The organism is Kribbella caucasensis (assembly GCF_004361855.1).
GTDB classification, from domain to species: domain Bacteria; phylum Actinomycetota; class Actinomycetes; order Propionibacteriales; family Kribbellaceae; genus Kribbella; species Kribbella caucasensis.
Window position 1 is genome coordinate 86,543 of sequence record NZ_SNWQ01000011.1, and the last position, 19,536, is coordinate 106,078.

The window sequence follows — 19,536 nt, forward strand, 5'->3', positions numbered from 1 at the left end:
GAGGATCCCGATGACCAGCACCGACCTCACCCCCACAGAGCTCGACGCCGATCTCGACCTCGACCAGTTGAAGCAGCTCGTCGGCCTGGTGCCGTACGACGAGAGCACCGACCCGTTCCCGGTCCACGCGATGGACGCCGTCGTGTTCGTGGTCGGCAACGCCACCCAGACCGCCAAGTACTACCAGCTCGCCTTCGGGATGGACCTGGTCGCGTACTCCGGCCCAGAGACGGGCAACAAAGACAGCAAGGCCTTCGTCCTCAAGGCCGGCTCGGCCCGGTTCGTGATCACTGGCGGTGTCCACCCGAAGAGCGCGCTGCACGACCATCACCGCAAGCACGGCGACGGGGTGGCCGACCTCGCTCTCGAGGTACCCGATGTGGACAGGTGCATCAAGCACGCTCAGGCGATGGGTGCGACCGTGATCGAGGAGCCGAACGACGTGTCGGACGAGCACGGCACGATCCGGCGCGCCGCGATCGCGGCGTACGGGGACACCCGGCACACCCTGATCGACCGGAGCCGGTACGACGGTCCGTACCTGCCCGGGTTCGTCGCGGCGACGACCGCGGTGACCCGGCCGGAGGGGCACCCGAAGCGGTTGTTCCAGGCGGTCGACCACGTGGTCGGCAACGTCGAGCTGGGCAAGATGGACGAGTGGGTCACCTTCTACAACAAGGTGATGGGCTTCGTGAACATGGCGGAGTTCATCGGCGACGACATCGCCACCGACTACTCCGCGCTGATGAGCAAGGTGGTCGCCAACGGCAACCACCGGGTGAAGTTCCCGCTGAACGAGCCGGCCATCGCGAAGAAGAAGTCCCAGATCGACGAGTTCCTGGAGTTCTACGACGGCGCCGGCGCGCAGCACATCGCGCTGGCGACGAACGACATCCTGCGCACCGTCGACATCATGCGCGGCAACGGCGTCGAGTTCCTCAACACGCCCGACTCGTACTACGACGACCCGGAGCTGCGGGCCCGGATCGGCAAGGTGCGGGTGCCGATCGAGGAACTGAAGAAGCGCGGCATCCTGGTCGACCGGGACGAGGACGGCTATCTGCTGCAGATCTTCACCAAGCCGATCGCCGACCGGCCGACGGTGTTCTACGAGCTGATCGAGCGGCACGGCTCGCTCGGCTTCGGCAAGGGCAACTTCAAGGCCCTCTTCGAGGCGATCGAGCGGGAGCAGGAACGCCGCGGCAACCTGTGAACCTCCCTGGATACCTTCCCCGCCCCACCGCCCCGGTCCGTGTCGCCCCTGATACCGACAGTTCTCGTGTCCGATTAACGGATTGACTGTCGGGTCAGGGGCGGTTCGCGTACGCTGCCCCATGAGTGCGCGTCGGGGCGTGCATTCAGGAAGGGTTTTCCGATGAAGACACTGGGCATTCTGCTCAGCACCGCAGGGCTGGCCGGAGTCGGCGCGTTCGCGCTCGCGACACCGGCACAGGCGGTCGAAGCCGCCAACTGCCCGGGTGCCCGGACGATCTCGTCAGCGCAGATCTTCCGCGACAACAAACCACCAGGCTGGGGTGACATCCGGCTGATCCGGGACAGCTGCTCGCAGTACTGGGCCGAGGTGACCATGGACAGCCGGCTGCCGCAGTACGCGCTGACCAGCGCCTACCTGATCCAGTACGGCGGCTCCAACAACGGCCGGGTGCTGTCCTGTGACAGTGCCGGCGGCAACGGCGCTGTCGGCCCGGGCGAGCGCACCTGCCGGACGCCGAAGGTCAAGTCGCTGGACGGCAGGACGACGTTCGTCGCGATGGCGCGCGAGTTCCACAACTACGGCGGCGGCTACCAGAAGATCTCGGAAAACAGGACCGCGCGCACCAGGTAAGCCAAACGCCGCGAAACGCTATTAGGCTCACGGTATGAGTGAGGTTGTCGAGCGGCTGAGACACGTCCTGCCGCCGGAGGCTCTGGTCACCGATCACGACCGGATGCAGAGCTACCGGTACGACCGGGCCATGTTCTGCCCGGCCGGCGAACCGCTGGCGGTCGTGCTCGCCCGCGAGACGGCGCACGTCCAGGCGGCGGTCCGGGTCGCCGCGGAGTACGGCGTACCGATCGTGCCGCAGGGTGCGCGATCCGGCCTGTCCGGCGCCGCGAACGCGCTCGACGGCTGCATCGTGGTGTCGCTGGAGAAGATGGACAAGATCCTCCGGATCGAGGACGTCGACCGGTACGTCGTGACCCAGCCAGGCGTCTACAACGCGGTCCTCTCACGTGCCGTCGCCGAGCACGGGTTGTTCTACCCACCGGACCCGTCCAGCTGGGAGTTCTGCTCGATCGGCGGCAACCTGTCCACGAACTCCGGCGGGCTCTGCTGCGTGAAGTACGGCGTGACCACGGACTACGTGCTCGGGCTCGAGGTGGTGCTGGCCGACGGCCGGGTGCTGCGGACCGGGCGCAAGACGGTCAAGGGCGTTGCCGGGTACGACCTGACCAAGCTGCTCGTCGGCAGCGAGGGCACCCTCGGCATCATCACCGAGGCGACCCTCGCGCTTCGTCCACAGACGGCCCGGCCGCGGACGATGGCGGCGCTGTTCGACTCCGGGGTGACCGCCGGTGAGGCGATCATCGAGATCATCCGGTCCGGCGTGTCGCTGAGCCTGCTGGAGATCATGGACCGGACCACGATCGCCGCGGTCAACGACTACAAGCGGATGGACCTGCCGACCGAGGCGGCGGCGATGCTGATCGCCCAGTCGGACGCCGGTGGCGAGGCCGGTGCCGCGGACATCGCGACGGTGGCGAAGCTGTGCCGGGAGCACGGTGCGATCGAGTGCATCGAGGCGGACGACGAGGCCGAGGGCGAGCTGTTGCTCGAGGCCCGCCGATCGGCGTTGCTGGCGTTGGACGAGCTCGGTACGACGATGATCGACGACGTCTGTGTGCCGCGGTCCCGGCTGGCCGACTTCATCGGCGCGACCGAGAAGATCGCCACCGACCTGGACATCACCATCGGCGTGCTCGGGCACGCCGGTGACGGCAACATGCACCCGACCGTGGTGTTCGACGCGCAGGATCCGGAACAGGCCCGCCGGGCGCAGGTGGCGTTCGACAAGGTCATGGAGGTTGGCCTGGAGCTCGGCGGCACGATCACCGGCGAGCACGGCGTCGGCGTACTGAAGCGCGACTGGCTGCGGCAGGAGATCGGCCCGGTCGCGGAATCCGTGCACCGCGCGATCAAGGCCGCGCTGGACCCGAAGAACCTGCTCAACCCGGGCAAGGTCGTGACATGAAGGTTCTTCCATCTTCTGTGATTCAACCGCAACGGAACTGCCGCGCCCGTACGACCTGCGCGGCCGATTGTTGTGACGTCGTGGCCGCACTATGGAAGGTAGTTGTCTGAACCACCGGGGGAGATCGTTGAGGCGCACCAGGAGGACACCCATGCGAGTCAGGGCGTGTCCCCTTGTCGTGCTCGTGCTCGCGGCGGTGTTGACCCTGTCGGCCTGCGGCAACGGCGGTGGGCTGCGGGTCGAGGGAGCCGAGACGCCGGTCGCTTCCGCCTCGCCGTCGGTGCGGGGATTCGCGCCGACGCAGACTCCGGAAAAGCGCACGCCGCCCGCCGTCACGGTCAGCCTGGCGCAGGTCCGGCTCGAGTTGCTGGCCAACAAGAATCTGGAGCCGTTCTTCCGCACCGTGCTGGTGAAATGTGAGGTGGTCGAGCGCTGCCTGACCCGCGGACCCACGGTGAACGTGCTCAAGTCCAACTATCCGCAGCTCGTCGTGATGGTTCACACCGGTGAAAAGTTCGTCTACGGTGCCGTCCTGATGGCCATCGAACCGGCCGGTCCGCGCCAGGTCTGGAGCCTGCGCGGCGAGCGGTTGAAGATCAGTGAAAGCCAGCAGCAGGACCTGGTCGTGGAGTCAGGAATCTTCGCTGTCGACGACAAACCTTGCTGCCCATCTGTAACCCGGGTCGAGGTCTACCGTTGGACTGGTCGGCAGATGATCAAGCTGAGCTCGCAGGATCAAAAGGGAGACTGACTCGGTGGTACCGGAAGAACCGGCAGCGCGCATCCTGATGGTCGAGGACGACGCGGTGATCCGTGAGGCGACCCAATTGACCCTCGAGCGGCACGGCTACGACGTCACCACGGCCGAGGACGGCCTGGAGGCGATCGAGAGTTTCGAGAAGATCCACCCGGACGCGGTGATGCTGGACATCATGCTGCCGGGCCTGGACGGCATCTCGGTGTGCCGCCGGATCCGTGAGACCAGCCTGGTCCCGATCGTGATGGTGTCCGCCCGCGGTGACGCGCTGGACGTCGTCCTCGGGCTGGAGGCCGGCGCGGACGACTACGTGACCAAGCCCTTCGACACCCAGGTGCTGGTGGCCCGGTTGCGCGCGGTGATGCGCCGGGCGATCAGCGACCCGGAGCGGCCGGCCCCGTCGGCCGGTGCCAGCGTCGAGTCGTTCGGCGACCTGGAGCTGGACCGGGAGGCGCTGGAGGTCCGGCGCGGAGGCAGCACCGTGCAGCTGACGCCGACCGAGCTCAAGCTGCTGATCGAGTTCGCCAACAACCCCGGCGTGGTGCTCAGCCGCTCGACCCTGTTGCAGCGGGTCTGGGACTACGAGTGGGGTGGCGACGGCCGGCTGGTGGACGTGCACCTGCAGCGGTTGCGGACCAAGATCGGCGCGGACCGGATCGAGACGGTGCGCGGATTCGGGTACAAGCTGCGGGCCTGAGCAGGTGGGCCTCCGCAGCAAGCTCGGCCTGATCTTCCTGCTCGTCTCCTCGCTGGCGATCCTGGTGCTCTGCGTCGCGGTCTACACGCAGGCCCAGTCGTCCCGGCTGGACCGGACCCGCAGTTTCGCCGACGAGCGGATCCAGCTCGCCGCGGAGAGCTACGACCGCAACGGCGTACCACTGTTCGGGTCCCGGCTGGACGATCCCGACCTGCCGCAGCCGCTGCGCGAGTCCGTCCTGGAGGGTAAGCGAGCCACCTTCAAGACAGGCTCGCCGAATGCGCAGATGTGGGCCGCCGTGGCGGTCAGGGACGGCAAGATCCTGTCGATCGTGCAGGACTACGAGGCCAACGACCCGTCGATGAACGCGCTCCGCCGGGCCCTGATCTTCGGCGGGATCGGCACCGTCGCGCTGGTCGCCCTGGTCAGTGTGGTCGCGGCCGGCAGCCTGTCCCGCCGCATCGTCGCGGTCGCCGGTACAGCGCGCCGCATCGCGGCGGGGGAGCTCGACGCCTCCGCGGCGCGGGCGGCAGGCAAGGGCAACGACGAGGTCCAGTCGCTGGCCACGGCTCTGGACACGATGGCCAGTTCGCTGCGCGCCCAACTGGAGGCCGAGCGCAGGTTCACCGCCGACGTCGCCCACGATCTGCGCACCCCGGTGACCGGCCTGCTCACCGCGGCCGAGTTGCTCCCGGCGGGACGGCCGAGTGAGTTGGTCCGGGACCGGGCGAAGGTGTTGCGCCGGCTGGTCGAGGATTTGCTGGAGATCGCCCGGTTCGATTCAGGCGTCGAGCAGGCGGATCTGGAGCACGTCGGGCTGGGCGCGTTCGTCGGCTCGGCGGTCGGCCGGCTGCGGATGCAGCAGTCGCTCGCCCCGGACAGCGTGATCGTGCACCGGATCGGGGAGGACGAGACGGTGTGGACCGACTCGCGCCGGATCGAGCGGATCCTGGCCAACCTGATCGTCAACGGTCTCCGGCACGGCAAACCGCCGATCGACGTGACCGTCAGCGGCCGGACCATGGAGGTGGTGGACCACGGCGACGGATATCCGGAGGAGTTGATTGCCGAGGGCCCCCGTCGGTTCCGGTCCGGGGTGGCCGAGCGTGGGGTCGGCCATGGTCTCGGCCTGACCATCGCGGCCGGCCACGCGAAAGTGCTCGGCGCGGTGCTGACTTTCGGTGCTGCGCCCGAAGGCGGCGCGCTGGCCCGGTTGGAGCTGCCGCCCCTACCTGAGACGGAGTCGTAATTCGTAGCGTCCGAAGAACCTTGGCCTGTAACCCAAGGTTCTTCGGACGCAAGCGGTTGGTCAGCGGGTGCCGTACACGTTCAGTTCAGCGGCCGAACCGAATACCGCTCCGTTCAGCGAGCTGGTGCCTACGAACTTCAGGAAGCGGCCGGGCTTGGCGGTGAAGTTGACCCGCTGGGTGGTCCGCAGGTTCGGGAACTCACCCGTCGCGACCGGCGTACCCCAGTCCTGCCCGTCCGCGCTGACGTAGATCTCGTAGCCCTTGAACATCCCGTTCGACCCGCTCTGCCGCGGCAGGTAGCTGAACCCGTCCACCTGGTACGACGCGCCGAGATCGAGGGTGATGTGGTGCGGGAAGGTCGCCGGTGTCGGCACCTGTGACCACGCGGAATGCCAAAGGGTACTGGCGTTTCCGTCCAGTGCTGCCGTCGCGGCACCGCCGGTGGCGGCGTCCTCGCTGCTGACGTCCGTCACCTTGATCCGCGACTGCGGCACGATCCCCGGCGGCAGCACGGTCGCCTCAGAGCTGGAGACCGCACGTCCACCCGTTGCCGTCAGCATGTACTTGCCTTCGGGAGTCCCGGCCGGCGGAGTCACCTCCCAGCTCGTCGTGACACTGGTGCCGGGAGCAACGGTCGCGTGAGTCGCCGGGGTGGTCGCCGTGATGGTCCAGCCACTCGGTCCGGTCAGCCCGAGGGTGATGTTGTTCACGGCAACCACATCGTTGTTTGTGAACGTGGTGACCACAGTGTTCGCCTCACCCGAGACCATCCCGTTGAGGCCCGCGCCCGACAAGCTGATCGCAGTACAGTCGGCTGCTTCGTCCGTCGGGCCGAGGTCGGTGACGGCGAAGTCGTCCAGGACGAAGTCGGCCTGGTCGCCACCGGACGAGAGCTTGCGCAGGCCGACCCAGTAGTCGCCGCCGCATCCCGCGACGAACTCCTGGCTGAACGTCGCCTTCGTCCGCTGCTCCCCGATCGGGGTGGCCTTCACTTCGACCGACTGCGGCCGGTCGACGCCCTGGATCCACGCGTACTGCCCGGCCCGGCCGCTCTCGTAGTCGAAGCTGACCTGGTACTTGTGACCGGGCTTGAAGTCCACCGTCCACGGCGCGGTCCGGTAGACCAGCCCGGCGTTCTCCTCGTGCGCCTTGAGTGACCAGTCGCCGTCGAGCACGTCATCGACCAGCTTGCCGTTCCAGCCGGCTTGCGTGTACGGCGCGTGCTTGCGGGCCAGACTGGTCCGTGGGTCGGTCGTGCCACCGGCGTCGCCCTTGACGAACGGGCCCCAGCCTTGGTCGACGTTCTCGAAGTCGTCCACCAAGCCGGCGGCCGGGCGCTTCGTCTCGACCACGCGGACGTCGTCGATCCGTACCTTGGCGGCTCCGGCGGCCGCGCCGATCGTCAGCGTCGCACTGGTACCTCGCGCGGTGAACAACACCTTCGCGCGCTGGTAGTAGAAGCCGTGCTTGTCGTCGGCGGCGACCCGGTTCTGCACAGCCGACCGGACAACTGTCGTCTTCGTCCCATCGACCGCGAGCGTGGTCGGACGCGACTTGCCCGGCTCGACCTCGATCCAGCCTGACGCACTGTAGACACGACCCGGAACCAGTCCGGTGATGTGCTGACTCAGAGAGCTCTGCGTGGCACCCAGCGAGGCAACGTGCTGACCGTTGTCCAGGGCATCGATAGTCGCGCCGCCCCGGGCGTTCCACGCCTCCAGGTTGCCCGCGTTGAAGCCCGGGTCCTTCAGACGAGTGCCGTCACCCCACTGGGCACTCGGCTGCGTCGGCGCCTGATCGGGGTACAGGACATACGGCTGGCCGGCGACGGCATCCAAGGTGACCATGCCGTTCCGAACCGGCGTGGTGGTCACCTTGACCCGGCCAGTGTCGGTCAGCTTGTACACGGAGAACTTGCTCACGCTCGTGAACGGAGCGGGCACTCGCCAAGCCGTCTGCCCACCGGCCGGGTTGTAGTGGTACAGCTTCTTGCCCTGCCAGGGCAGCAGGTACTTGTCGCCGTCGAGCACCTTCGCGGTACCGACGTACAGGTTGCGGTTGCCGTTCTCGACCGTGCCGCGGACGTCGCCGGTGAAGCTGATCTCGCTGCTGTTCCAGTCGGTGATCATCTGCTGCTGGAGGAACTTGGTGGGCAGGTTGTGCTGCCAGATATTGGCGTAGAACTCGTTCCAGTCCGTCTCACCGGTCCAGCCCTCGAACTCGACCAGCGAGGTCTGGCCGAGGATCGGGTCGGCGTTCCAGACGTCCTTCTCGTGGTTGCGGACGAACCGGATGATCTGCGAGTTCAGCCCCTTGTTCGTGGCGCCGCCGTAGTCCAGGTCGTTGGCCCAGTGCGACCACAGCGACGTACGTTCGTGCCGGTCGGCCCACTCGGTGGCGATCTGCCAGCCTTGTCCTGCCAGCTGCCGAGTCAGCCCGTCAGCCAGCCAACCGGACTGGTAGTAGACGTCGATGTAGAGCTCCTGCAGGTTCTGGTCCGTCTCGTCGCGGAGCTGCTGGAACCGCTTCACGATGTTGCCCGAGGCAAGATCCGGTCGCTGCTTGATGTAGTAGCTCTGGTTCAGCCAGTTCCAGCCCTTGCTGTTCTTGTCCACCAGGTCCTCACTGAAGGCGTTCGCCTCCGGGTAGGACTCGGTCGCGTTCACGTGCACGCCGAACGAGGTGTTCCAGGCCTTGCCCTTCTTCAGCAGCGTGTTCAGGTCGGCCAGGCCGCCGGCCCGGGTGTTGTAGTTGCCGCCGTAGTCGGGATGTGCCGAGTCGTGTCCCTCGGACCCGTACCCCTTGAGTAGCGCCATCTGGCCGAGCCCGTCGGTGACCAGCGAGATCCGCTTCACGTCGTCCAGTGTGCGCAGGAACGGATGCGTCGCCTGGCTGGCGAAGTTGAACGGGATGTGCGTGATCACCCGATCCTTGACCAGTTCCGCGCCCTTCGGCTCGGTCATGATCGAACGGAACGCGATCGCGCCGTCCTGCCAGTCGACGGACTTGTCGTTGTTCGCGTCCGGGGTGACGACGACCTTCGCCCAGGGCAGCGGCTCGGTGTACGTCGAGGTGTCGCCGCGGTACGTCCACTGGCCGCTCCAGACGCCGACCCGAGCGGTCCCATCGACCGCCTTCCGGGCCCGGTGCCAGAACCGCGCACCGTCGTCCACGGACTGCCCCGACGGCTTGTCGTAGACCGAGTTCGACTCGATCCCGGCGGCCAGGCCGTTCGTGTTCACGAACGCGTACGCCGCTCCGGTTGGCGCCGTCTCGGCCGCTGTCGCCCCCGTGACGGGCGTGACCTTGTCGGCGGTCCGGGTCGAGTCCGGGTCCAGCGTGGTGAACGCGGTCGTCGCCCCGGCATCTGAGCTCGCCACGGAGACCAGATCGTGGTCCGGGATGTCGATCGTGTTCACCCGGCTCGTCTCGGTGTCCCGGACCGCGTCGATGCGGAAGGTCGTCACCCGCCCGGACACCGCGAGGCTCGCGTCCAGCTCGACTCCCGGCAACGCGTCGAACACCAATTGGTACGACGCATTCGCGCCGTCGACGACCGGGGCCGCTTTCAACCTCGCGGTCCTGGCGACCCCGTTCACGGTGACGGTCGAGATGGCGTCGGGCTGACCGCCGAGCGCCTGCCCGGACACGTTGTCGGCGTACGAGATCACCCGCGGGAAGTCGGTACCGACGGTGACGGTGAGTTCTTTCGAGCGGAGCGTCAAGGGCTCTGCGGCTGAGCGGTCGGCGCTGGCCGGCGAGGCGATGAGCAGGCCTCCGGTCAGCGCGAGTGCCGTGGTCAAAGCTGCTGGGCGGATGGGTCTCACGGGCGGACTCCCTGGATGGACGGAGAGGGTCGTCCCGGATTCTGTGCGCATGAGCGAGCAAGAGTCAAGAGAAACGAACAGCTATGAACAAAGCTGCTGAGGTCTTGACGGATTTCTCGGGCTCGCCCTAAGGTTCCCAAAACGTTTCCCCAAAACGTTTTGGGTAGCATCGGCGATCGGTTGAGCGGAGGGCACGATGAGGATCGTCAGTCATGTGCGAAGGGTCCAGGGCCGGCGGCGACTGGTGGGCGCCGCGGTCGCCTTGGTCGCTCTGGTGGCGACCGCCTGCGGCGCGGGAGGCAGCGGCGCGGGCGGTTCGGAGGCCGGGCTGCGGGTGCTGGTCGAGGCCGGCGGGCACGCCGAGCTGCAGCCGGTCGCGGACGCCTACGAGAAGGAGACCGGCACCAAGGTCACCTTCGTGGAGTTGCCGTACGACGGCCTGTACGACCGGCTGTCGAGCGAGCTGTCGTCGGGATCGGTGTCGTTCGACGTGGCCGCGCTGGACGCGATCTGGCTGAAGAGCTTCGCCGCGGCCGTCAAACCGCTCGACGGCCTGTTCACCGACGAGGTCAAGGCAGACCTGTTCCCGGCCCTGTTGACCGAGGCGAAGGTGGACGGTGCGTACGTCGGCATGCCCGTCTGGACGAACGCCGAGATCCTCTACTACCGCAAGGATCTGTTCGACGACCCGGCCAACAAGTCGGCGTTCAAAGCCAGGTTCGGCTACGACCTCGTGCCGCCGAAGACTTGGCAGCAGTTCTCCGACGCAGCGCAGTTCTTCACCGGGAAGGGTCGCTACGGCACCGATGTCAAGGGCGCCGTGGAGACGGAGTACCTGGCCACGCTTCTCCAGGCGGGCGCGACGGACATGGTGCTCACCGGCGACGGCAAGGTCGATCTCGACAACCCGGCCGCGCTGACGGCGCTGGACTTCTACGCGGGCCTGAACACGAAGCTGAAGGTCAGCCCGCCCGGAGCGGCCCAGGTGGACTGGGCGGCCGCGCAGAACCTGTACAACCAGGGCAAGACGGCGATGCTGCGGTTCTGGGCGCACGCGTACACGCAGATCCCGGCCGACTCCCCGGCGAAGGGCAAGACCGGAGTGACGGTGCTGCCGGCCGGCCCGGCCGGAACGGCGGCCGTACCCGGCGCCTGGTACCTGTCGGTCCCGAAGGCCACCGGAAACGCAGAAGGCGCGGAGAAGTTCATCGAGTTCGCCTACCAGCACAACGATCTCGGTGTCCAGACCACCCTTGGGCTCGCGGCCCGTAAGTCGGCACTGCAGAAGTACGAGAAGCAGCCCGGCCACGAGAATCTGACCGCCCTGATCGCGGCCCTGGACGCGCCCGCGACCGCGCCGCGCCCGGCGAACGCGAAATGGCAGCAGATCGTCGACACGGTGCTGATCCCGATGCTGCAGAAGGCGGTCGTCCCGGGTGCGGACAACGCCGCCCTGCTCAAGGAGGCCCAGGCCAAGACCGAATCACTTCTGAAATAGACCGCACCGAGAGGAAGGCTCAGCTCGTGCGCAGAGTCGATGACCGCACCTTCGCCACCTTGCTGATGGCGCCGGCCGCAGTCTTCCTGGCAGTGTTCGTCGCCTGGCCGCTGGTGCGCCTGGTCGTCGACAGCTTCTTCGAGATCTCGCCCATCGCCGACGGGCCGCGCTCTTTCGTCGGACTCGGCAACTACCTGCAGGCGCTGCGGTCGGAGGAGTTCACCGGCGCGGCGGTCCGGACGGCCGGCTACACCGCGCTCGTGGTGACGGCGGAGTTCGTGCTCGGGTTGGCGGCCGCGCTGCTCTTCTCGTTGCTGGGTACCCGGTCGGCGGTCTTCCGCACCGTCTTCCTCTACCCGCTGATGATCGCGCCGGTGGTCGCCGGCCTGCTCTGGCGGTTCCTGCTGATCGACAACTTCGGCATCGTCAACGAACTGCTCAGCCGGATCGGGATCCTGCCCGGAGCGGATGCGATCGGCTGGCTCAGCAACCCGGACATCGTGCTGTTCTCGGTCGCGATCCCGGACATCTGGCTCACCACGTCGTTCATGACCCTGGTCATCTTCGCCGGGCTGCAGAACGTTCCGGGCGAGGTGATCGAGGCGGCCCGCATCGACGGGGCACCGGCGGTGTCGATGCTGTTCCGCATCATCCTGCCGTTGCTCCGGCCGGTGATCGCGGTCGCGCTGATCGTTCGCGGTATCGACGCGGCCAAGGCGTTCGACATCATCCTGATCCAGACCCGGGGCGGGCCGGAGAACGCCTCCCAGACGCTCAGCCTGCTCATCTACCAGACCATGATCCGGTTCGGGGATCCAGGCCTGGCCAGTGCGATGGCCACCATGTACCTCGTCGTGATGTTGCTCGTCGCAACCATCGCGGTCTGGTTCATCTGGCGACCGGGGGCGGTACGGCAATGAACGGTCTCGTCGTCCGCGGGCCGGGCACCCGTGCCCTGCTCTGGTCCCTGCTCGTCGCCGTCCTCGTCCTCTACGGCTTCCCCTTCGCCTACCTGCTGCTCACCTCGTTCAAGACGCCGCTAGACACGATCGCGGTGCCGCCGACGGTGCTGCCGCAGCACTGGACGACAGCGAACTACGCCGACGCGCTGAGCCGGGACGGCGTCGTACCATCGCTGATCAACAGCACGACCACGGCGATCCTGAGCACCCTGCTCTCGTTGCTGCTGGCCGTACCCGCGGCGTACGGCATCACCCGGTTCCGGACGCTGCCGGGGCGAGTGTTCATCATGGGCGCGCTCGTGGCCCGGATGGTGCCACCGGTCGCGATCGGCATTCCCCTGTTGTCGATGATCCGGGCGCTGGGGCTGATCGACACGCCGGCCGGCCTCGCGATCGCCCACACGACCCTGTCGTTGCCATTGTCCATCTGGCTGATGGCGAGCTTCTTCGAGGCCGTACCCGACGAGCTCGACGAGGCGGCCGTGGTGGACGGTTGCGGCCGGCTGACGGCGCTTTGGTACGTCGTACTCCCGGTGGTGACGGGAGGTCTCGCGGTGACCGCGATCTTCGCGTTCCTGGCGTCCTGGAACGAGTTCCTGTTCGCACTGCTGCTCACCTCGGTGCGAGCGCAGACCACCCCGATCGTGATCGCCAACTTCCAGACCCAGTTCGGCCTGGACTGGGGCGCCATGACCGCGCTGGCGGCGATCTACTCGGTGCCCGTCATCCTGCTCACCCTGATCCTCCAGCGGCACATCGTCGCTGGCCTCACCCTCGGCGCCGTCAAGGGCTGAGTAACGACGAAAGGCGAACGCACAGATGGACTTCTGGCAGCCCAACAGTCCGCTCGGCGGCTTGGCACACGTCAAGACCAGCCGGTCCCGCCGGTCCTCCAGCTGGGACACCAGCGGCGGCAACCGGGACTTCAAGGTGGTCGCACCAGGCGAGACGTTCGTCCTCGCGGACCTCGAGGGCGCCGGCCGGATCGAGCACATCTGGCTGACTACCCGGTGCTACTCGGAGAAGTACCTGCGCAAGCTGGTGCTGGAGATGTTCTGGGACGGCGAGGACAACCCGAGCGTCCGGGCTCCGCTCGGCGACTTCTTCGGGGTCGGGCACGCGACCTGCACGCACTACGTGTCGCTGCCGTTGAGCATGGTGTTCGGTCCGCGCCGGGGTCCGAAAGGCCCGTTCGCGGCCGCGATGAACAGCTACTTCCCGATGCCGTTCGGCTCGTCCGCGCGGATCCAGCTCCGCAACGAGAGCGATGCGCCGATCGAGAATCTCTTCTACTACGTCGACTACCAGCTGACCGACGAGCCGATCCCGGACGATGTCGCGCGGTTCTGCGCCTACTACCGGCAGGAGAAGCCGACCACACCGGTTGTGCACGAGTCCGATCTCCAGAACCCGGCCCCGTGGGACCTGCCCGGCAGCAACCTGACCGGTGCGGAGAACTACGTGATCCTCGACGCGGCCGGCAAGGGTCACTTCGTCGGCTGTGTGCTCAGCATCGACAACTTCAACGCCTCGAACCAGCAGTTCAGCTGGCCGGGGGAGGGTGATGACATGTTCTTCATCGACGGCGAGCAGTGGCCGCCGTCGTTGCACGGCACCGGGACCGAGGACTACTTCAACGCCGCCTGGGGGTTCCCGAGCGGGGCGTACGCCGGTCCCTACCACGGGATCAGCCTGGCCAGCAGTCCGCAGGAGCACTTCGGCCTGTGGAGCATGTACCGCTTCCACATCGAGGACCCGGTGCGGTTCGAGAAGTCGCTGCGGTTCTCGATCGAGCACGGGCATGCCAACGATCAGGGCAACGACTACTCGAGCGTGGCGTACTGGTACCAGGTACTGCCGCATGCCGAGCACGCCGAACTGCCCAGGGTGGAAGATCGTCTTCCACGGCGGTGGCCGGAGCACGGTCTCTGGGACGAGTGAGACGCCGCGACCGAAGACGAGAGGAGGCGTAGTGGCCCGGATAGGGATCCGCCAAGTGGCCGCGGAGGCGGGTGTGTCGATGACCACGGTCTCGCATGTGCTCAACGACGTGCCGAACGCCCAGGTCCGCGCCGAGACCCGGGAACGCGTCCTGCTCGCGGCTCAACGGCTGGGCTACACCCCGAACCGGATGGCCCGCAGCCTGCGGACCCGCCGTACCGGTGCGCTCGGACTGATCAGCGACTCGATCGCGACGACGCCGTACGCCGGCCAGCTGATCCTCGGCGCCCAGCGGGCCGCCCAGGAGCACGGCTACATGATCGTGCTGTTCAACACCGAGGACGACCCGGTGGTGGAGGAACGGGAGTTACAGGCCCTGACGGACTACCAGGTGGACGGCGTCATCTACGCGACGATGTACCACCGAGTGGTGTCCGTCCCGCAGGCGCTGGCCAACCGGCCGCTGGTTCTCCTCGACGCCGAGCCCGCCGATGCTCAGGCGGTCGACGGTGACAAGGGCGGCGGGGTGCCGTGGGTAGTACCCGATGAAGTCGCCGGCGGCCGAACGGCGACCGAGGAGCTGACCGCGAACGGCCACCGGCGGATCGGGTTCGTGACTAACGTCGACGACGTGCCGGCGACCTCCGGGCGGCTGCAGGGATACCAGGAAGCGCTCGCCGCGGCCGGTCTGCAGTTCGATCCCGCACTCGTGATCAGCGACGAGTCGGAGAGCTGGGGCGGGTACCGGGCTGCCCGATTTCTGTTGGAGCGCGGCGACCGGCCGACCGCGCTCTTCTGCTACAACGACCGGATGGCGATGGGCGCATACCGTGCCGCCGCCGAACTGGGGCTGCGGATCCCGGGCGATCTCTCCGTCGTCGGGTTCGACGACCAGGAGCTGATCACCCTCGGGCTCTATCCCGAACTCACGTCGGTCGCGCTGCCACATTTCGACATGGGCTACTGGGCCGGCGAACGGCTGGTGGAGGTTCTCGACGACACCGACCAGTCCGCGCCGGTCAGCCGACTGACCATGCCGTGCCCACTCGTCCGCCGCTCGTCGGTCGCACCTGTCTGAAAGGTTGTGCGTGTTCAAGACATCAGCGTCCTGGGTCTGGGATTTCTGGTTCGCCGACGACGGTGAACGGTTCCACCTGTTCTTCCTCAAGGCGTCCCGGGCCCTGCACGACCCCGACCGCCGGCACTGGCGCGCGACCATCGGCCACGCCGTCTCCACCGACCTGGTGGAGTGGACCGAGGTCGCCGACGCGTTGGTTCCGTCCGACGGGCCGGCGTTCGACGACCTCGCCACCTGGACCGGCTCCGTGCTGCGCGGACCGGACGACCGCTGGCGGCTGTTCTACACCGGAGTGGACCGGGCCGGGCAGGGGCTGGTCCAGCGCATCGGTTGCGCCGTCTCGGACGACCTCACCACCTGGCACCGCGTCTCGGACAGGCCGATGACCGAGCCGGACCCGCGCTGGTACGAGCGCCTTGCCGATGGTCAGTGGCCGGACGAGGCCTGGCGTGATCCGTGGGTCTTTCCGGATCCGGACGGTGCCGGCTGGCACATGCTGGTCACTGCCCGCGCCAACGTGGGCCCCGCCGACGAGCGCGGAGTCGTCGGATATGCGACCTCGACCGACCTCGAGCACTGGATCGTCGGGCCACCGCTGAGCATGGCCGGTGCCGGCTTCGGCCAGCTGGAGGTTCTCCAGGTCGCGACCGTCGAGGGCCGTGCGGTGATGCTGTTCTCGTGCATGACCGCGGAGCTGTCCGAGGAGCGGCGGGCGCGCGGCGAAACCGGCGGGATCTGGGCGGTCGACCTCGACAAGCCGACCGGGCCGTACGACGTGGCCGGCGCCTACCGCCTGCACGACGAGTCCCTCTACGTCGGCCGCCTCATCAAGGACCGCTCCGGACGATGGGTCATGCTCGCCTTCCGCAACCTCACCCCTGGCGGCGGATTCGTCGGCGAGATCACCGACCCGATGCCAGTGCACTGGGACGACGACGGCCGGCTCCGCCTCAATTCGGCGTGATCCGGCCGGTCACCTCGCCGAGACCGATTCGGGAGCCGTCAGCGGTCGTGGCCCATCCGGAGATGGTGATCTCGTCGCCATCGGCCAGGAAGGTGCGCTCCTCGCCGTTGACCAGGAGCGGCTCGCGACCGCCCCAGGTGAGCTCGATGAACGAACCCCGCTGGTCCTGCTCCGCGCCCGACACCGTCCCGGAGGCGAACAGGTCCCCGGTCCGGACCGAGGCGCCGTTCACCGAGAGGTGCGCGAGCATCTGCGCCGGCGACCAGTACATGTCTTTGTACGGCGGGCTGCTCACCAACTGCCCGTTCCAGAAGACCTCGAAGGTGATGTCGTAGTTCACCAGGTTCGCCCCGGCCAGGTACGGCAGCACCGGCGGATCCTGCGGCGGGAGCGGTACGGCGGCACCGCGGAGCGCCTCCAGCGACACCACCCAGGGCGAGATCGACGTGGCGAACGACTTGCCCAGGAACGGCCCGAGCGGCACGTACTCCCATGCCTGCAGGTCCCTGGCCGACCAGTCGTTCACCAGCACCACGCCGTACACGTGCTCCTCGAAGGCGCCCACCGACACCGGCCGGCCGAGCGCGGACGGCGTACCGACGACGAAGCCGAGCTCCACCTCGATGTCCAGCCGTTCCGACGGTCCATACGCCGGGACGTCGGCGCCGGGTGGTTTGCGTTGTCCGGCGGGGCGGAAGATGTCGGTGCCGCTGGCAACGACCGTGCCGGCCCGGCCGTGATAGCCGACGGGGAGGTGTTTCCAGTTCGGCAGCAGGGGTTCGGAGTCCGGGCGGAACAGCCGGCCGAGGTTCGTCGCGTGCTGTTCGGAGGCGTAGAAGTCGACGTAGTCGGCGACCTCGAACGGCAGTTGCATCGTCACCGCGGAGAGCGGGATCAGGTGCGGCTCGACGGTGTCGCGGTCGTTCTCGTTGCGAACGAGGTCGAGCAGCCACTCCCGGGTCGCGTGCCAGGCGGGCCGGCCGAGGGCGAGGAAGGCGTTCAGTGTCGGCTCCGCGAACAGCTGCGACCCGTCCAGCATCTGCGCCGAGGCGACCGGGGCCAGGTCGATCAGGTGGTCGCCGATCGCGGCGCCAATCCGCGGCTCCTCGTCGCCGAACCTGAACACGCCGAGCGGGAGGTTCTCCGGCCCGAAGGGTGAGCCCTCGGGAATGTCGATCCAGGTCACGTGGTCTCCATCAGCCGCAGCGCGGCCAGGTCGTGGCGGGGGTCGTCGATACTGCAGGATCCGAACGAGGTGAACCACCGGCGGACGCCGGCGGCCTGGTCGTCCGGCAACTCGTGGGCCTGGGCGGCGAGGCTCTCGCCGTCGCGGTTCGCCAGGATCGCGGCCACCTCGTCCTGCGCGGCGCCGTCCAGCGAGGCCCGGGTGCTGAGCAGCAGGTTGAGGAATCCGTGGTGCTCGAATCCGGTGTCCGTGGCGGTATGCCGGATGGCGTGGTGCAGGCCGGCTGTGCACTTGAACGCCACCTCGCGATCCAGGCAGGCGGTGATGAAGGCGGCGACCTCGTCCGCGGTCGGGAACAGGGACGCGTCCAGCCCGCCGGTACGGAGCTTGGCCGCATACCCGGCGTCGGCGACCACGTCGAGCGCCCGCTCCCAGGCGCCGTCCAGGCCGATCTCGACGAACGCGTTCTCCTCGTCCAGGCAGCCGTCGCAGGCGCGGACCACGCGCAGCGCGTTGCGGGACAGGTCCTCCTCGGCGCGCAGCCGGACCTCGACCGCGACGACACGCAAGTGTTCGTTCTTGTCGCTGAACTTGATCGCCGGTTCGATCCCACCGGCGCCACCGGTGATCACCACGGTGGTGTCGAGCGGCGTTTCACCGGTCTTCGCGGCCTCGTCGGCCACCTTCATCAGGTCTTCGTCAGCGCAGACGAACGCGCCGACCAGGTCGGCGTACGGCGACTTCCGGTGCTCGCGGTAGGCGGCCACCGCCTCGGGCAGGGGCAGGTTCCCGGGCGGGAACATCGAGGCGTCGTCGACCAGGTGCCGGAACAGGGCAGGGACGGTTGACATGCCTGCGAGCCTAACGGATGCTTTCGTTAAGCGGACACATATGTTCGATTAACGGACAGTGGCGAGGGAGTCATGGTGTTCTACCGGCAGGTCGGTCAGGTGCCACCGAAACGGCACACCCAGTTCCGCAAGCCGGACGGTGGGTTGTACTACGAGGAGCTGATGGGCGAGGAGGGGTTCAGCTCGGACTCGTCACTGCTCTACCACTCCGGCGTGCCGTCCGCGATCGTCGGCTCCCGGGTCTGGGATCTCCCGGACCTGTCGACGACGGCGAACCACCCGCTCACCCCGCGTCACCTGAAACTGCACGACCTGTTCAAGGAGGGCACCGGGAACAACGTGGTCGAGCAGCGGCGGCTCGTCCTCGGCAACGGTGACGTCCGGATCTCGTACGTCGTCGCGGCCGACCCGTCGCCGTACTACCGCAACGCCATCGGCGACGAGTGTGTCTATGTGGAGAAGGGTTCAGCGACCGTCGAGACCGTTTTCGGCGTGCTCACGGCGGCCGAGGGTGACTATGTGCTGATCCCGCGCGCCACCACCCATCGCTGGCTGCCCGGCGCGGACGGAGTACAGGCCTACTGCATCGAGGCGAACAGCCACATCGCGCCGCCGAAGCGGTACCTGTCGCGGTACGGGCAGTTCCTCGAGCACTCGCCGTACTGCGAACGGGACCTGCACATGCCGGCCGAGCCCTTCGTTGTCGAGGGCACCGATGTCGAGGTGCTGGTGAAGCACCGGGGCAACGGGCCGGGCGGGATCGTCGGCACCACGATGACGTATGCGACCCACCCGTTCGACGTGGTCGGCTGGGACGGGTGCCTGTATCCGTACACCTTCAACGTCAGCGACTACGAGCCGATCACCGGGCGGATCCACCAGCCGCCGCCGGTGCACCAGGTGTTCGAGGGCAACAACTTCGTCGTCTGCAACTTCGTGCCGCGGAAGGTCGACTACCACCCGCTGTCGGTGCCGGTGCCGTACTACCACTCGAACGTGGACTCCGACGAGGTGATGTTCTACTGCGGCGGCGACTACGAGGCGCGCAAGGGCTCCGGCATCGGCCTCGGCTCGATCTCCCTGCATCCCGGCGGGTATGCGCACGGCCCGCAGCCGTCCGCCATCGAGGCCTCCCTCGGCGCCGACCGCTTCGAGGAACTGGCCGTCATGGTCGACACGTTCCGCCCGCTCGAGCTGGGCGAGGGCGGCGCGGAAGTCGACGACGGCGTCTACGCCTGGACCTGGGCAGGCCGGAGACTGGACACCTGAGA

16 protein-coding genes are annotated in these 19,536 nt (G+C 67.8%); 13 read left to right on the forward strand and 3 right to left on the reverse strand.

Features of this window, described 5'->3' with window-relative positions; all coding sequences use genetic code 11:
• Nucleotides 1–10 precede the first annotated feature (10 nt).
• The 6 genes from hppD (at nucleotide 11) to EV643_RS22695 (ending at nucleotide 5,957) form a co-directional block, all read left to right on the forward strand.
• Nucleotides 11–1,213 (forward strand): 4-hydroxyphenylpyruvate dioxygenase, encoded by a 1,203-nt coding sequence (gene hppD, locus EV643_RS22670; protein ID WP_133802121.1) that lies wholly within the window; start codon nucleotides 11–13, stop codon nucleotides 1,211–1,213.
• A gap of 162 nt (nucleotides 1,214–1,375) precedes the next feature.
• Complete coding sequence (locus EV643_RS22675; RefSeq protein ID WP_133802122.1) at nucleotides 1,376–1,846, forward strand: hypothetical protein; 471 nt, start codon at nucleotides 1,376–1,378, stop codon at nucleotides 1,844–1,846.
• 34 nt (nucleotides 1,847–1,880) lie between these two features.
• On the forward strand, nucleotides 1,881–3,254 hold the full coding sequence (locus tag EV643_RS22680; protein WP_133802123.1) for an FAD-binding oxidoreductase: 1,374 nt from the start codon (nucleotides 1,881–1,883) through the stop codon (nucleotides 3,252–3,254).
• Nucleotides 3,255–3,405: 151 nt separating this feature from the next.
• Nucleotides 3,406–4,005 carry a hypothetical protein gene (locus tag EV643_RS22685; protein WP_133802124.1) on the forward strand — a complete coding sequence of 200 codons (600 nt, stop codon included), beginning with the start codon at nucleotides 3,406–3,408 and terminating at the stop codon, nucleotides 4,003–4,005.
• A 4-nt stretch (nucleotides 4,006–4,009) separates the two neighbouring features.
• A complete protein-coding gene (gene cseB, locus EV643_RS22690; protein WP_133802125.1) occupies nucleotides 4,010–4,708 on the forward strand; it encodes a two-component system response regulator CseB in 699 nt (232 codons plus the stop codon).
• Nucleotides 4,709–4,712: 4 nt separating this feature from the next.
• Entirely contained in the window at nucleotides 4,713–5,957 is a 1,245-nt protein-coding gene (locus tag EV643_RS22695) for a HAMP domain-containing sensor histidine kinase (protein WP_133802126.1), read from the forward strand.
• A gap of 60 nt (nucleotides 5,958–6,017) precedes the next feature.
• Here EV643_RS22695 and EV643_RS22700 read toward each other — a convergent pair whose 3' ends face one another.
• Nucleotides 6,018–9,785 carry an endo-alpha-N-acetylgalactosaminidase family protein gene (locus EV643_RS22700; RefSeq protein WP_238165730.1) on the reverse strand — a complete coding sequence of 1,256 codons (3,768 nt, stop codon included), beginning with the start codon at nucleotides 9,783–9,785 and terminating at the stop codon, nucleotides 6,018–6,020.
• A gap of 196 nt (nucleotides 9,786–9,981) precedes the next feature.
• Between EV643_RS22700 and EV643_RS22705 the strand changes: the two genes are divergently transcribed.
• From EV643_RS22705 to EV643_RS22730, 6 genes are read left to right on the forward strand one after another with little or no spacing between them, the layout of a single operon-like run.
• On the forward strand, nucleotides 9,982–11,283 hold the full coding sequence (locus tag EV643_RS22705) for an ABC transporter substrate-binding protein (RefSeq protein WP_133802128.1): 1,302 nt from the start codon (nucleotides 9,982–9,984) through the stop codon (nucleotides 11,281–11,283).
• A gap of 26 nt (nucleotides 11,284–11,309) precedes the next feature.
• A complete protein-coding gene (locus tag EV643_RS22710) occupies nucleotides 11,310–12,203 on the forward strand; it encodes a carbohydrate ABC transporter permease (protein WP_202869709.1) in 894 nt (297 codons plus the stop codon).
• The gene (locus EV643_RS22715) at nucleotides 12,200–13,039 is read left to right on the forward strand and encodes a carbohydrate ABC transporter permease (protein ID WP_133802129.1); all 840 of its coding nucleotides are present in this window, start codon (nucleotides 12,200–12,202) and stop codon (nucleotides 13,037–13,039) included. The genes EV643_RS22710 and EV643_RS22715 overlap by 4 nt, the downstream gene beginning before the upstream one ends.
• 25 nt (nucleotides 13,040–13,064) lie before the next feature.
• Nucleotides 13,065–14,186 (forward strand): glycoside hydrolase family 172 protein, encoded by a 1,122-nt coding sequence (locus tag EV643_RS22720; protein ID WP_133802130.1) that lies wholly within the window; start codon nucleotides 13,065–13,067, stop codon nucleotides 14,184–14,186.
• A gap of 31 nt (nucleotides 14,187–14,217) precedes the next feature.
• On the forward strand, nucleotides 14,218–15,264 hold the full coding sequence (locus tag EV643_RS22725; protein ID WP_133802131.1) for a LacI family DNA-binding transcriptional regulator: 1,047 nt from the start codon (nucleotides 14,218–14,220) through the stop codon (nucleotides 15,262–15,264).
• Nucleotides 15,265–15,274: 10 nt separating this feature from the next.
• Nucleotides 15,275–16,228 carry a glycoside hydrolase family protein gene (locus tag EV643_RS22730; protein ID WP_133802132.1) on the forward strand — a complete coding sequence of 318 codons (954 nt, stop codon included), beginning with the start codon at nucleotides 15,275–15,277 and terminating at the stop codon, nucleotides 16,226–16,228.
• Here the strand turns inward: EV643_RS22730 and fahA are convergent.
• Both fahA and EV643_RS22740 read right to left on the reverse strand, forming a co-directional pair.
• Complete coding sequence (gene fahA / locus EV643_RS22735; protein WP_133802133.1) at nucleotides 16,215–17,414, reverse strand: fumarylacetoacetase; 1,200 nt, start codon at nucleotides 17,412–17,414, stop codon at nucleotides 16,215–16,217. The genes EV643_RS22730 and fahA overlap by 14 nt on opposite strands.
• Nucleotides 17,411–18,265, reverse strand: a complete 855-nt coding sequence (locus tag EV643_RS22740) for a hypothetical protein (RefSeq protein ID WP_133802134.1) — start codon at nucleotides 18,263–18,265, stop codon at nucleotides 17,411–17,413. Before EV643_RS22740 ends, fahA begins: the two co-directional genes overlap by 4 nt.
• Before the next feature lie 72 nt (nucleotides 18,266–18,337).
• Between EV643_RS22740 and EV643_RS22745 the strand changes: the two genes are divergently transcribed.
• On the forward strand, nucleotides 18,338–19,534 hold the full coding sequence (locus EV643_RS22745) for a homogentisate 1,2-dioxygenase (protein WP_133802135.1): 1,197 nt from the start codon (nucleotides 18,338–18,340) through the stop codon (nucleotides 19,532–19,534).
• Nucleotides 19,535–19,536 lie beyond the last annotated feature (2 nt).